Origin of the sequence: Rhodococcus artemisiae (assembly GCF_036327795.1) — a bacterium.
GTDB lineage: Bacteria > Actinomycetota > Actinomycetes > Mycobacteriales > Mycobacteriaceae > Rhodococcus > Rhodococcus artemisiae.
On the sequence record NZ_JAUTXY010000003.1, the window covers coordinates 225,830 to 238,815 of the forward strand.

General features: G+C 65.3%; 10 protein-coding genes and 1 tRNA gene. 6 read left to right on the forward strand and 5 right to left on the reverse strand.

The window, feature by feature from the left end:
* Window positions 1–77 precede the first annotated feature (77 nt).
* Entirely contained in the window at window positions 78–3,089 is a 3,012-nt protein-coding gene (locus tag Q7514_RS08655) for a UPF0182 family protein (protein ID WP_330132842.1), read from the forward strand.
* A gap of 97 nt (window positions 3,090–3,186) precedes the next feature.
* On the opposite strand, the gene Q7514_RS08660 is transcribed toward Q7514_RS08655, so the two are convergent.
* Window positions 3,187–3,711 (reverse strand): transglycosylase family protein, encoded by a 525-nt coding sequence (locus Q7514_RS08660; RefSeq protein WP_330132843.1) that lies wholly within the window; start codon window positions 3,709–3,711, stop codon window positions 3,187–3,189.
* A 423-nt stretch (window positions 3,712–4,134) separates the two neighbouring features.
* Between Q7514_RS08660 and Q7514_RS08665 the strand changes: the two genes are divergently transcribed.
* Window positions 4,135–4,211: transfer RNA gene (locus Q7514_RS08665), tRNA-Met, on the forward strand.
* A 52-nt stretch (window positions 4,212–4,263) separates the two neighbouring features.
* Here the strand turns inward: Q7514_RS08665 and Q7514_RS08670 are convergent.
* The 4 genes from Q7514_RS08670 to hisN all read right to left on the reverse strand — a co-directional run bounded on the left by Q7514_RS08670 (window position 4,264) and on the right by hisN (window position 9,715).
* Complete coding sequence (locus tag Q7514_RS08670; RefSeq protein ID WP_330133087.1) at window positions 4,264–5,853, reverse strand: acyl-CoA synthetase; 1,590 nt, start codon at window positions 5,851–5,853, stop codon at window positions 4,264–4,266.
* A gap of 293 nt (window positions 5,854–6,146) precedes the next feature.
* On the reverse strand, window positions 6,147–7,358 hold the full coding sequence (locus tag Q7514_RS08675; RefSeq protein ID WP_330132844.1) for an acyl-CoA dehydrogenase family protein: 1,212 nt from the start codon (window positions 7,356–7,358) through the stop codon (window positions 6,147–6,149).
* Between the two features lie 29 nt (window positions 7,359–7,387).
* Complete coding sequence (locus tag Q7514_RS08680; RefSeq protein ID WP_330132845.1) at window positions 7,388–8,779, reverse strand: acyl-CoA dehydrogenase family protein; 1,392 nt, start codon at window positions 8,777–8,779, stop codon at window positions 7,388–7,390.
* A 147-nt stretch (window positions 8,780–8,926) separates the two neighbouring features.
* A complete protein-coding gene (gene hisN, locus Q7514_RS08685) occupies window positions 8,927–9,715 on the reverse strand; it encodes a histidinol-phosphatase (protein ID WP_330132846.1) in 789 nt (262 codons plus the stop codon).
* A 39-nt stretch (window positions 9,716–9,754) separates the two neighbouring features.
* Here hisN and prfB point away from each other — a divergent pair, with 39 nt between their 5' ends.
* The 4 genes from prfB (at window position 9,755) to ftsE (ending at window position 12,982) form a co-directional block, all read left to right on the forward strand.
* A complete protein-coding gene (prfB, locus tag Q7514_RS08690; protein ID WP_330132847.1) occupies window positions 9,755–10,873 on the forward strand; it encodes a peptide chain release factor 2 in 1,119 nt (372 codons plus the stop codon).
* Window positions 10,874–10,999: 126 nt separating this feature from the next.
* Window positions 11,000–11,818: a mechanosensitive ion channel family protein gene (locus tag Q7514_RS08695; RefSeq protein ID WP_330133088.1), complete on the forward strand. Its 819-nt coding sequence runs from the start codon at window positions 11,000–11,002 to the stop codon at window positions 11,816–11,818.
* Window positions 11,815–12,261: a hypothetical protein gene (locus tag Q7514_RS08700; protein ID WP_330132848.1), complete on the forward strand. Its 447-nt coding sequence runs from the start codon at window positions 11,815–11,817 to the stop codon at window positions 12,259–12,261. Before Q7514_RS08695 ends, Q7514_RS08700 begins: the two co-directional genes overlap by 4 nt.
* Before the next feature lie 31 nt (window positions 12,262–12,292).
* Window positions 12,293–12,982 carry a cell division ATP-binding protein FtsE gene (gene ftsE / locus Q7514_RS08705; RefSeq protein ID WP_330132849.1) on the forward strand — a complete coding sequence of 230 codons (690 nt, stop codon included), beginning with the start codon at window positions 12,293–12,295 and terminating at the stop codon, window positions 12,980–12,982.
* The last annotated feature ends 4 nt before the right edge of the window (window positions 12,983–12,986 follow it).

Below are 12,986 nucleotides of genomic sequence, written 5' to 3' on the forward strand. Positions count from 1 at the left end.
AAACGGTCACCGGGTTGTGACACGAGGTGGAGACGGCGCGGATCCCCGCGTCGCCGTACGAGTTGGGAGCGTGGCACGTGGGCATGAGGCCCCCGACCGGAGTACCGAGTCTGACGAAGCGGAGCAAGGCTCTGCTGATTCTCGCCTTGGTGGTGGCCGTGTTGCTGCTACTCGGCCCGAGAATCTTGGATACTTATACGAACTGGCTGTGGTTCGGATCAGTCGATTTCCGTGGCGTATACGTCACAGTCCTCCTGACACGATTGGCGTTGTTCGTCGTCGTCGGCATCCTGGTGGCGGCGGTGCTGTGGCTTGCGCTGTTCCTCGCCTACAGATCGCGCCCGGTGTTCGTGCCCACAGCCGGGCCCGGCGACCCGATCGCGCGGTATCGCACGACGGTCATGACGCGGATGCGGGCCTTCGGACTCGGAATCCCGATCGGTATCGGCGTACTGTCCGGGCTCATCGCCCAGTCGAGCTGGGTGACGGTCCAGATGTTCTTCAACGGGGGATCGTTCGGAACCACCGACCCGCAGTTCGGGTTGGACGTCGGGTTCTACGCATTCGACCTGCCGTTCTTCCGCTTCGTCCTCAACTGGCTGTTCGTCGCGATCATCCTGGCGTTCTTCGCGAGCCTGGTCACGCACTACATCTTCGGCGGAATCCGCCTCGCAGGTCGCGGCGGAAGCGGTGGCCACATCTCCAACGCGGCGCGTATCCAGCTGGCCGTCCTTGCAGGCCTGTTCGTCGCGTTCAAGGCGGTGGCCTATTGGCTCGACCGGTACGAACTGTTGTGGAGCGGCCGGAAGGAACCCACGTTCAGCGGCGCGGGCTTCACCGACATCAACGCGGTTCTGCCCGGCAAGCTGATCCTGATGGCGATCGCCATCATCTGTGCGATCGCGTTCTTCGCGGCGATCGTGTTCCGCGATCTGCGGATTCCTGCCCTCGCGACGGCGCTGCTGGTGCTCTCGTCGATTCTCGTCGGCGCGATCTACCCGCTCATGGTCGAGCAGTTCTCGGTCCGGCCGAACGCCGCCGAAAAGGAACGCGAGTACATCGAACGGAACATCGAGGCCACGCGCGAGGCATACGGAATCACCGACGACAAGGTCACGTACGAGGACTATCCCGGGGTGGGCACGGTCTCTCCCGAGGACGTTCCGGCGGACATCACGACGATCGCGAACACCCGTCTCCTCGATCCGAACGTGCTGCCGCGTACCTTCACGCAGCAGACTCAGCTCAAGAACTTCTACGGCTATCCCGAATCGCTGGACATCGACCGCTACGAGGTCGACGGCCGTGTGGAGGACTACATCGTCGCCGCTCGTGAATTGTCACCCACGAGCCTGACCGGCAACCAGACCGACTGGATCAACCGCCACACGGTGTACACCCACGGCAACGGTCTCGTCGCGGCTCCCGCGAACCGGGTGAATGCCGCCGCGAGTACCTCTGCGGAAGAAGCTGCGAACAGCAACAGCGGGTACCCGGTCTACATGATCAGCGACCTCGCGTCGCAGGCGGCCGGCAACCAGGTCATCCCCGTCGAGCAGCCGCGCATCTACTTCGGTGAAGTGATCGCCGAGGCCGATCCCGATTACGCGATCGTCGGTGGCAGGGAGGGCACAGCACCCCGTGAGTACGACACCGACACCGAGACCTACACCTATACAGGTGCGGGTGGCGTCGACATCGGCAACTGGATCAACCGCTTCGCGTTCGCCGCGACATACGCCGAGCGCAACATTCTGTTCTCCAGCGCGATCGGCAGCGACTCGAAGATCCTGTACAACCGAGACCCGCGCGACCGCGTGACCAAGGTCGCGCCGTGGCTCACCGCCGACGGCGATGCCTACCCGGCAGCGGTCGACGGCCGCATCGTGTGGATCGTCGACGCGTACACCACGCTCGACAATTACCCGTACGCCCAGCGCAGCTCGCTCGAAGGTCTCCTCGAGGACAGCATCGACCAGACCACCGGACGTCTGCTGCCTCGCAAGGAGGTCTCGTACATCCGTAACTCGGTGAAGGCGACCGTCGACGCGTACGACGGCACTGTCACGCTCTACCAGGTCGACGAGCAGGACCCTGTCCTCAACGCGTGGATGGGGGTCTTCCCGGACGCCGTGACGGCCGAGGACCAGATCTCCGACGAGCTCCGCTCGCATTTCCGCTACCCCGAGGATCTGTTCAAGGTTCAACGGGAGATGCTCGCGAAGTACCACGTCGACGAGCCGCTGGAGTTCTTCACCAACAACGCGTTCTGGTCGGTTCCGGCAGACCCGACGGTCGATACCACCGCCAATCAGCCGCCGTACTACCTGCTGATGGGCGACGAGGAGACCGCCGACGCAAGATTCAGGTTGACGTCCGCGATGGTGGGCTACAACCGGCAGTTCCTGTCCGCGTACATCTCGGTGGAGGCAGACCCGGAGAACTACGGGCAGTTCACGATCCTGCAGTTGCCGACCGACACTCAGACCTTCGGTCCGGAGCAGACACAGAACGCGATGATCTCCGACACCCGTGTCGCATCCGAGCGGACTCTGCTCGAGAGATCCAACCGGATCCAGTACGGCAACCTGCTCACGTTGCCGATCGCCGAGGGCGGCATCTTGTATGTCCAGCCGATGTACACCGAGCGAAATCCGACGGCGGGCAGTACATCGACGTTCCCGCAGCTCTCCCGTGTGTTGGTCAGCTACCGTGAGCCGGGCTCGGGAGGTGGTGTGCGGATCGGTTACGCACCGACCCTGGCTGCAGCCTTGGACCAGGTGTTCGGGCAGGGTGTCGGCGATGCCGCGACGGCACCGGGCGGTTCGGCGGTGTCGAGTGCGGAGATCGAGGACGATACCCGCAGCGAGACGGTCGAAGGTGCGGTGCCTGACGATGGTCAGCAACCGGAGCCCGGAACACCTCCGGTGGCGGTTCCCCCCGCCAGCCGTGAGTCCGCGGTGACCGAGCTCGATTCGGCACTCGACGAGCTCGCCAACGCGCAGCGCAGTGGCGACTTCGATGCGTACGGCAATGCACTCGCGCGGGTGCAGCGCGCGGTCGAGAGTTACCAGTCGAGTGGTGGCTGATCATCCGCTGTGACAGGCGGTGGCACAGCGCCACATGACGAGATGACGAGGCCCCGCCGCCGATGGGGGCGGGGCCTCGTCATCTCTCGGGGCAGGATCAGAGTCCGGCGACACTGACGAACTGCGCGAACGGTGCATCGAAGCCGTGCTGCGCTGCGAGGTCGGACGCGGCGTCGAAGACCTGCTGGGCCTCGGCGGGAAGGGCCGGAACCTCCACGATCGGAGCGTCGGGAACGACCGGAGAGGCAGGCGCCTCCGGTGCAGGGGCGGGTTCTGCCGGTGCGGACTCGGTGGTCAGGTACTGGCCGCACACGGGCCACGCGCCGGGGCCCTGGGTCTGCAGCGTGTTCTCTGCGACCCGGATCTGCTCTTCCTTCGAAGCATTCGCGGGGCTGCCGCTACCCCCGTTGGCCTCCCAGGTGCTCTGGGAGAACTGCAGGCCGCCGTAGTAGCCGTTGCCGGTGTTGATCCCCCAATTGCCGCCGCTTTCGCACTGTGCGACACCGTCCCAGTTGTGGGAAGCGGCGGATGCGGTGCCGGCCGCGAGGCCGAGCGGGACAGCGACGAGTGCGCCGGTCACGACGACGGTACGAAGGGCGTGCTTGGTGAGCAATGCGTTCATGCTGGGTGGTCCTCTCGCGCTCGCAGCAAGGCGGTCCATCGACGACATGTCGTGTCGTGATGGGTCGCGCGTGCCTCTGCCCCTCCGAAGGTCTTCGTAGGCACCGGATCCCGCGGGGCAGACTCGGCGGCGGCGGGCCGGTGGTGGTCCGGTGAATTCGAACCGGGACCGACCGTACAAGGGGAGTGGGGAGTCGTCATCCTGCAGAGTTCAACTATCAATGTCCAAAATATGAGATTTCGAGATGGGTTTCCGCAGGTCATCTCCAGAAATCACCTACTCGTCACAAACATGTTATTCATTCGTTATGTGTTGGGGATCATGGCCGAAAAGTGTCCCAGGTCACCGAATGCTCCTTCAAAACCGCGGCCGCCCAGGCGATTTGCCTTTCGTTTCCCCGGTCGTGTAACTTTGTTCCTGCAACGCGGGGTGGAGCAGCTCGGTAGCTCGCTGGGCTCATAACCCAGAGGTCGCAGGTTCAAATCCTGTCCCCGCTACCAATGCGAAGGCCGGTCTTCCGAATGAGGAGACCGGCCTTCGCTTTTCGTTGTTCTAGTCCTGCTCGTCGGGGGAGGAGATCGGGTCCATCTCCTCGAGTGCACGCCGGAGCAGCTTGCCGGTCGCATTGCGGGGAAGCTCGTCGAGGAACACCACCTCGCGCGGCACCTTGTAGCGTGCGAGGTTCGACTTGACAAACGCCTTGATCTCGCCGGGAGCGGGGGTGGCACCGGGAGCCGACACCACGAACGCCCGCAGACGATGACCGAAATCGGGATCCGGGATACCGACTACTGCAACGTCGAACACATCGTCTCGCTCGGCCAGGAGGTTCTCGACCTCCAGTGGATACACGTTCTCGCCGCCGGAGATGATCATGTCGTCGTCGCGGCCGTCGACGAACAAGTAGCCCCGCTCGTCCCAGTGTCCGACGTCTCCGGTCGACAGAAGCCCGCCGATACGTTCTTTGTCGTGACCGTCGGTATAGCCGGCGAAACTCAGCCCGCTCTTGACGAAGATCCTGCCGACCTCGCCCGGTGCGGTGATGCGCCGACCGTCGTTGTCGAACAGTTCGACGTGGCAGGTCACCGGTGCCCGACCCGCGGTGCCGGGCGCGTGCTGGATGTCCTCGGGCATTGCGACGGTTACCACCGCGCATTCGGTCGAGCCGTACAGGTTGTGGAGGACAGGGCCGAACGATTCCTGGGTGCGACGGCAGACGTCGGGGGACAGCGCCGAGCCGGCCGAGAAGATGATCTTCAGACTCGATGTGTCGAACTCGGCGATCGTCGCCGCGCCGAGCTCGAGGATCCGCTGAAGCATTGTGGGCACCACCACCAGGACGTTCGCACGGTGATCCTCGATCGCACGCAGAGCATCGATGGGGGAGAATCGGCGCACCATCACTACGGTCTGCCCGAGTGCCAGAGCGAGCGCCAGCTGTGAGACCCCGGTTCCGTGGAACGCCGGGGCTGCCATCACCATCGTCTGACCCTCGCGCAAGGGCACTCGATCGAGGAACTGCGCCGAGGCGATGGGCGAGGTGCGGCCCCGTGGGGCGCCTTTGGGTGTGCCGGTCGTGCCACTCGTGAGCAGGACGAAGCCGCCGAAGTCCTCCGGAACGGGGACGGCGGATCGATCGAGCCCTTCGATTGCCGCGTCGAGTGTCGGTACGTCGAGAGCCGGATCGTCCTGCCACGACAGGTATCTGCGGACATTCCCAGGGAGTGTCGCGGTGGCGTCCGCGAATTCCGAATCGAAGACCAAGGTCGAGATGCTCTCGCGGGTGGCCACATCGACGAGTTGTCGCGACGCGAACCCGGTATTCATCAGGACCAGCCGGGATCCCAGTTTCGCGGCGGCCAGCATCGTCAGCACGAGGCCTCGGTGGTTGCGCGCCATCACGCCCACAACGGATTCGGCAGTCACTCCGGCAGCACTCCATGCACGTACGAGCGCGTTCGACAGTGCGTCGAGTTCGGCGTAGGTCACGTCGCCGTGTTCGTCGGAGATCGCTACAGCATCGAGACCGCGGACAGCGTGGGCATGGACCGCGCCGGCGAACGGTCCGTACTTGCGGGTGGCGGCCAAGGTCGCCAGGCTCCGATCGACGCGTGGGAAGTGCAGCAGGCCGGAGCGCAGCATGACCGCGACTGCACCGAGCGTGTCGGTGATCTGCCGCGTGCTTGCTCGCCCGCCGGTGATCCGTTCCAGGATGTCCAGGTCGAGCAATGGGCCCCCTCCGTTGCTGTGCACTCGACCACACAGTAGTGGCGAGACAGAGTCCCGGGCAGGTGTTTGCCCGAAGTGGGTGCTCGCCGGTTCGGATCCGATTCGGTGAAGCCCGGCCGGAATCGGCGAAGCCCCCGCCGCACCTGAGTGTGGCGGGGGCTTCGCTCCTCCCCGATGGGCCTCCGAACCGTATTCGAGTATGGCTACTACTTCAGTTCGGAGGACGATTTGCCGAGCACGCGGCGGGCCACGATCAGCTGCTGGATCTGCTGTGTGCCCTCGAAGATGTCGAGAATCTTCGAATCACGAGCCCACTTTTCGAGCAGCGGACGCTCCGAGTAGCCGTAGGTGCCCGCGAGCTCGACGGCCTTGAGTGACACAGCGGTACCGGTGCGACCGGCCTTTGCCTTGGAGATCGACGCCTCGAGCGAATTGGGCTTCTTGTTGTCGGCCATCCACGTCGCTCGCAGCGCGAGAAGGTAGGCGGCTTCCCAATCTGCCTCGAGTGCAAGGAATTCGGCGGCGGCCGCATGCTGGTTGTTCGCCGGAACGTCGTAGTCGACCTCGACACCCGCCTCGGACAGGATGCCGCGCAGTTCTTCGAGCACGGCGCGACCGAGACCGATCGCCATGCCGGCGACGATCGGGCGAGTGTTGTCGAAGGTCTGCATGACCCCCGCGAACCCCTGCTCGACGTTGACCTCGGGCGAGCCGAGGATGTTGTCCTTGGGAATGCGGCAGTCCTGCAGCAGCAGTACCGCGGTGTCGGACGCCTTGATGCCGAGCTTGTGCTCGAGCCGGGCGACGCTCAGCCCGGGGGCGTCGCGCGGGACGACGAACGACTTGATCGCGGCGCGGCCCTTCGACTTGTCCACCGATGCCCACACGACGACGTGCGACGAACGCTCGCCGGAGGTGACGAAGATCTTCTCGCCGTTGAGGACCCACTCGTCGCCGTCGAGAACGGCGGTGGTGGTGACGGCGGCCGAGTCCGAGCCGAAGCTGGGTTCGGTGATTGCCATCGAGGCCCACACCTTGCCGAACCGTTCGAGCTGCTCGTCGGTCGCGACCGCGGCGATAGCCGAGTTTCCGAGGCCCTGGTACGGGATGGACAGCGTCAATCCGACGTCGCCCCAGCAGGTTTCGATGACATTGAGGAGACCGGCCATGTTGCCGCCGTTGGCATTGCTGCCGTCGGAGTCCTTGACCTTGCCTTCGCGGCCGAGCGTTGCGCCTGCCGCGCCCTGGCCGGAATCGTTGAGCGCCTCGACCATGGCCGCCATCGTGTCGAGCTCGACGGGGTACTCATGTTCCGCGAGGTCGTACTTGCGGGAGACGGGTCGGAAGATCTGGGCGGCGACCTGGTGGGCCTGATTCGCGGAAGCCTTGAGCTTCTTGGGAAGTTCGAGATTGATCATCACAGGTTCCTTGTGTGTGTCCGGGCCGCTCAGACGAGGACGACGCCCTCGGCCACGCCGATGGCGCGTAGGTCGCGGTACCAACGCTCGACGGGATGTTCCTTGGTGAAGCCGTGGCCACCGAGCAGCTGGACGCCGTCGAGACCGATCTGCATCCCCTTGTCCGTCGCGAGCTTGCGGGCGAGCGCGGCTTCGCGGGCGAACGAAAGACCCTGCTCGGCGCGTGCAGCACCGCGGAGGGTGACGAGACGGAGGCCGTCGAGCTCGATCTTGATGTTCGCGACCATGAACGCAACCGCCTGACGGTGGCTGATCGGCTCACCGAATGCCTCGCGCTCGTTCACGTACGGCACGACGTAGTCGAGCACGGCCTGGCCGGTGCCGATGGCGAGCGACGCCCAGCCGAGGCGCGACAACCGCACCGCGTCGGCGTACTGCACTGCGCGGACATCCGGGTTGTCGTCGCCGAGCAGTGCCGACTGCGGCACTGCCACATCCTCGAGCAGGAGGCGGCCGAGGCCGGCGGCGCGTAGGCCCATGCTGGGATCGGCTTCGATGACGACCCCCTTGCTCTTCGCCTCGACGATGAAGAAGGACGGCTTGCCGTCGAGTTCTGCTGCCACGATGAACAGTTCGGCGCTACCGGCGGCAGGGACAAGGGCTTTGACCCCGTTGATCCGATATCCGCTCGGGGATCGGACGGCCTTCGTCCGGAGCGCGACCGGATCGAACAGTGCGCGAGGCTCGGCGATGACGACGGATGCCTGCGGAACATCTTCGCCGGCGAACGCGGGCAGATAGGTCTTCTGCTGCTCGTCGGTGCCCCACTCGGTCAAGGCCACGGCGACGCCGCTCGGCGCGAGGATCGGCAACGCAAGACCCATGTCGCCGTGCGCGAGGGCCTCGGCGACGAGGCTGTTGGTGACGACTCCGCGCTCGGCGGCGGCACCGTCGAATGCCTCGGGGACGTTGACGAGCGTGATGCCGAGTTCGGCGGCGCGTGCGAGCAGGTCGGCGGGGGCCGATGCGGCCTCGTCGGCGTCGTCTGCGGCCGGACGCAGAATCTCGGCGGCGAAGTCGCGCACCGTCTCCGCGATCATCTGCTGGTCGTCGGTCGGAGTGAGGTCGAAGTAGTCGGCGTTCTTCGCGGTCGCGAGACGTTCGGGCCCATTGCCGCCGGACACCTTCTTGAACGTGCGGGTCGCGGCGCCGAGGGTCTTGAAGCCGGTCTTGGTGGACTCGTACGTCACTCGGTCGATCGCCTGGCGGAAGTTGTAGCGGTCGGCGAGTTCGGAGCCGGTGATCCGCGTGAGCACGCGCATCGCTGCTCCCATCGCGTCCCGCTTGATCGGGTTGAGGCCGACGGCGGATGTGTCGCGGGGGGTGTTCCGGGCCACACTGTCTTGCTTGCTCATGATCACCAGAAGTTTCTTGTATCGGAGCGGACGGGATCTACCTTACTCCCGAGTAAGGTCGGTGTCTACTTTCAAGTAAGTTCTGGGTGAACGGGTGTGACAACGCTGCCCGCGCCGCAGGTGAACCGCGGCGCGGGCAGCGTCGGACGAGCGTCAGGAGTTCAGCCGCGTGAGGACCTCGTCGTGGAACGCGCCGTTCGTAGCGACAGCACTTCCGCCGTGCGGTCCTGCCGTGCCGTCGAGGTTCGTGAATTCGCCACCCGCCTCGCGGACGAGCACGTCGAGCGCCGCCAGGTCCCACAGCGACACCTCGGGTTCGAGCGCTATTTCGAGCGCGCCCTCCGCCAGGAGGCAGTAGGAGAAGAAGTCGCCGTACGCGCGCACGCGCCACACTTCGTCCGTCAGGTCGACGAACCGGTCGCGGATGTTGCGGTCTTTCCAGCCGGACAGACTCGAAAAGCTCAGCGACGCCGACCCCAGTGAACGGACGTCGGACACCGTGATCAGGCGCGGCTCACTGCCGTCGTGCGACGTCCACGCGCCGAAGCCCGCACAAGCCCACCACCGGCGGTTCAGCGCAGGGGCGCTGACCACGCCCACGACCGGTACTCCGTCGACGAGAAGTGCGATGAGGCTCGCCCACACGGGCACACCCCGCACGAAATTCTTGGTGCCGTCGATCGGATCGACCACCCACTGGCGTCCTTCGAACACCGGATCGCCGCCGAATTCCTCGCCCAGGATCGCGTCGCCGGGTCGCTCGGAGGCGAGGGTGCCGCGGATCAGCCGTTCCACTGCGAGATCGGCGTCGGACACCGGTGTCAGGTCGGGTTTGTCATCGACTCTCAGGTCCAGCGCGCCGAAACGGTCGCGGGTGAGCGCGTCGGCGGCGTCGGCGAGACGCAGAGCGAGGTCGAGATCGGCGGTGTAGTCGGTGGCCATGCGTCAGACGCTAGCGCTTAGCCGGTAGCCTAGAGAATCGTGCATCCTGATGTTTCCGCAGACCTGGCCGAGCTCGCAACGACCCTCCGGACGGTGGAGTCGGTTCTCGATGTGGAAGAGCTGCGTCGCCGTATCGACGAGCTCGAACATCAGGCGGCCGACCCCGACCTGTGGAACGACCAGGAGCATGCCCAGCAGGTCACGAGTCAGCTCTCCCACGCGCAGAGCGAATTGCGCCGTGTCGAAGAGTTGCGGCAGCGTCTCGAGGACTTGCCCGTGCTCTACGAGCTCGCCGAGGGTGAAGAGGGCGACGCCAAGACCTCCGCGCTGGCCGATGCCGACTCCGAGCGCGAGACCCTGCGCATCGATATCGAGGCGATGGAGGTGCGGACGCTGCTGTCGGGTGAATACGACCAGCGTGACGCCCTCGTCAACATCCGTGCCGGTGCCGGGGGTATCGACGCCGCGGACTGGGCCGAGATGCTCATGCGCATGTACATCCGCTGGGCCGACAAGCACGGCTACGGCGTCGAGGTCTACGACACCTCCTACGCCGAAGAAGCCGGCATCAAGTCGGCGACCTTCGCGATCAAGGCGCCGTACACCTACGGCACCCTGTCGGTCGAGATGGGCACCCACCGACTCGTCCGCATCAGCCCGTTCGACAACCAGGGCCGACGCCAGACCTCGTTCGCCGAGGTCGAGGTGCTGCCGGTGGTCGAGACCACCGACCACATCGATATCGATGAGAACGACGTCCGCGTCGACGTCTACCGGTCGTCCGGCCCGGGCGGTCAGTCGGTCAACACCACCGATTCCGCGGTACGACTGACACACGTTCCCACCGGGATCGTCGTCACCTGTCAGAACGAGAAGTCGCAGCTGCAGAACAAGGTCTCGGCGATGCGCGTCCTCCAGGCGAAACTCCTCGAGCGCAAGCGCCAGGAAGAGCGCGCCGAGATGGATGCGCTCAAGGGCGACGGCGGCAGTTCCTGGGGCAACCAGATGCGCTCCTACGTGCTGCACCCCTACCAGATGGTCAAGGATCTGCGTACCGAGTTCGAGGTCAACAACCCGTCCACCGTGCTCGACGGCGATATCGACGGCTTCCTGGAAGCCGGCATCCGCTGGCGGATGGGCGAAGAGCAGAAGGCGTGATCGGGTAGACCCTGCGCGCGTATAGGTTCCCGGCACGGTTCCACCTGCGGGAGAGGAGGAGCCCTGTTTCCCACCGATGTTCTGCTCGACTGGTTGTCTTCCAGTGGGCTCCTGATCGCCCTGACGGTGCTGGGTGCCGTGATCATCGCGCGGTTCGTGACCTGGATGGGCGGCCGGGTCACCCGGCGTATCGACAACCGCTACCAGCAGTCCGACGACCTGGTGCGCTCGGAGGCGACCAAGCATCGGCATTCGGTGGCGCAGGTTGTCACATGGATCGGGATCGCCTTCGTCTACATCATCGCGACGCTCAAGATTTTCGACTATCTCAGCTTGCCGATCGGCTCTCTCGTGGCGCCGGCAACTGTCCTGGGTGCCGCGCTCGGCTTCGGCGCGCAGCGCGTGGTCCAGGACATCCTCGCCGGCTTCTTCATCATCACCGAACGCCAGTACGGCTTCGGCGACACGGTGCAGATCTCGGTGACGGGGTCGTCCGAGGATGCTGTGGGGACAGTCGAAGACGTCACGCTCCGTGTGACGCAGGTACGAAGCGCGGCCGGTGAAGTGATCACGGTGCCGAACGGTCAGATCAACAAGGCCATCAACCTCTCGAAGGACTGGGCGCGTGCCGTGATCGACGTGCCGATCCCGGTCACAGCCGACATCACCGCGGTCAACGAGATTCTCCGAGACGTCGGCGTCGCCGCCTACAACGAGCCGCGTGTGCGTGAACTGCTGCTCGACGAACCGACCGTCATGGGTGTCGAGAGCCTCGAGGTCGACCAGGTCAGCATGCGAATTGTGGCGCGAACCCTGCCGGGGAAGCAGTTCCAGGTCGGCCGCTTGCTTCGCGCCCGCATCGCCGGCGCCCTACGTGCCAAGGGGATCACGGTGAGCCCGCAGCTCGACACCGCGAGCGTCGTCGAACGGTCGGAGGAGCCATGACCGACGATCAGCGCCGTCGCAGGATTCGGATCCCGAGTCACCTGCTCCACGGACGCGTGCGCACCAGCACCCTCGCGCTGTGCACTCTCTGGCTCGTTATGTGGGGGGCGTACCTCACCCTCGGTCAGGATGACTCGAACGCGGGCTCGCCCGCGGGAGCCGTCATGATCTCCGAGACGCCCTATGTGCCGTATGTGCCGCCTGTGCAGACCACCGAGCAGTCGTATCCGACCACCACGACCGAGATCACGCCGACCGAAACGCCGACCGAGACGCCCTCCGTCACGACGACACCGCGCGACACGCCCGCTCCGACGACCGGTACCGAGCAACCCACTGTTACCACGACCGACTCGAATCCTTTCCGATTGCCGCAGATCCCGGGACTCCCGGGATTCGACGGGGAATCGGGTTCGGAGCAGACCGGCGAACCGGGGCAATAGGTCACCATCCGGTAACGGCTAGCATGGCGTCGTGATCCGCCTGGAAAATGTGTCCAAGTCCTACAAGACGTCGACCCGGCCCGCCCTCGACGGTGTGTCCGTCGAGGTGGGCAAAGGCGAGTTCGTCTTTCTCATCGGACCGTCCGGTTCCGGCAAGTCGACGTTCATGCGGCTCCTGTTGCGGGAGGACACACCCACCAGCGGTGAGATCCACGTTGCGGATTTCCATGTCAACAAGCTGTCGGCGCGGCGGGTACCGAAACTGCGGCAGAACCTCGGCTGCGTGTTCCAGGATTTCCGTCTGTTGCAGCGCAAGACCGTGGCGGAGAACATCTCCTTCGCGCTCGAGGTGATCGGTAAGCCCCGTTCCGTGATCGAACGGACCGTGCCCGAGGTCCTCGAACTCGTCGGATTGTCCGGCAAGGCGGGGCGCCTGCCCACCGAACTGTCGGGTGGCGAGCAGCAGCGTGTCGCGATCGCGCGGGCGTTCGTGAACCGTCCGCTGGTGCTGCTGGCAGACGAGCCCACCGGCAATCTCGACCCCGAGACCAGCCAGGACATCATGTTGCTTCTCGAACGGATCAACCGGACAGGAACCACGGTGCTCATGGCCACGCACGATCACCACATCGTGGACGCAATGCGGCGCCGCGTCGTCGAACTCGACCTGGGTCGGGTCGTCCGCGACGAAGCACGTGGTGTGTACGGCGTGGGTCGCTGACCCG

Coding starts and splice junctions, on each gene's coding strand:
- Q7514_RS08660 (WP_330132843.1), bottom strand. CDS start 3,711: ATGAACGCATTGCTCACCAAGCACGCCCTTCGTACCGTCGTCGTGACC.
- Q7514_RS08670 (WP_330133087.1), bottom strand. CDS start 5,853: ATGCTGCGCTCCGGCCTGCTGCACTTCCCACGCGTCGATCGGAGCCTG.
- Q7514_RS08675 (WP_330132844.1), bottom strand. CDS start 7,358: ATGATCAATCTCGAACTTCCCAAGAAGCTCAAGGCTTCCGCGAATCAG.
- hisN (WP_330132846.1), bottom strand. CDS start 9,715: ATGGCCACCGACTACACCGCCGATCTCGACCTCGCTCTGCGTCTCGCC.
- Q7514_RS08700 (WP_330132848.1), top strand. CDS start 11,815: ATGACCGACGATCAGCGCCGTCGCAGGATTCGGATCCCGAGTCACCTG.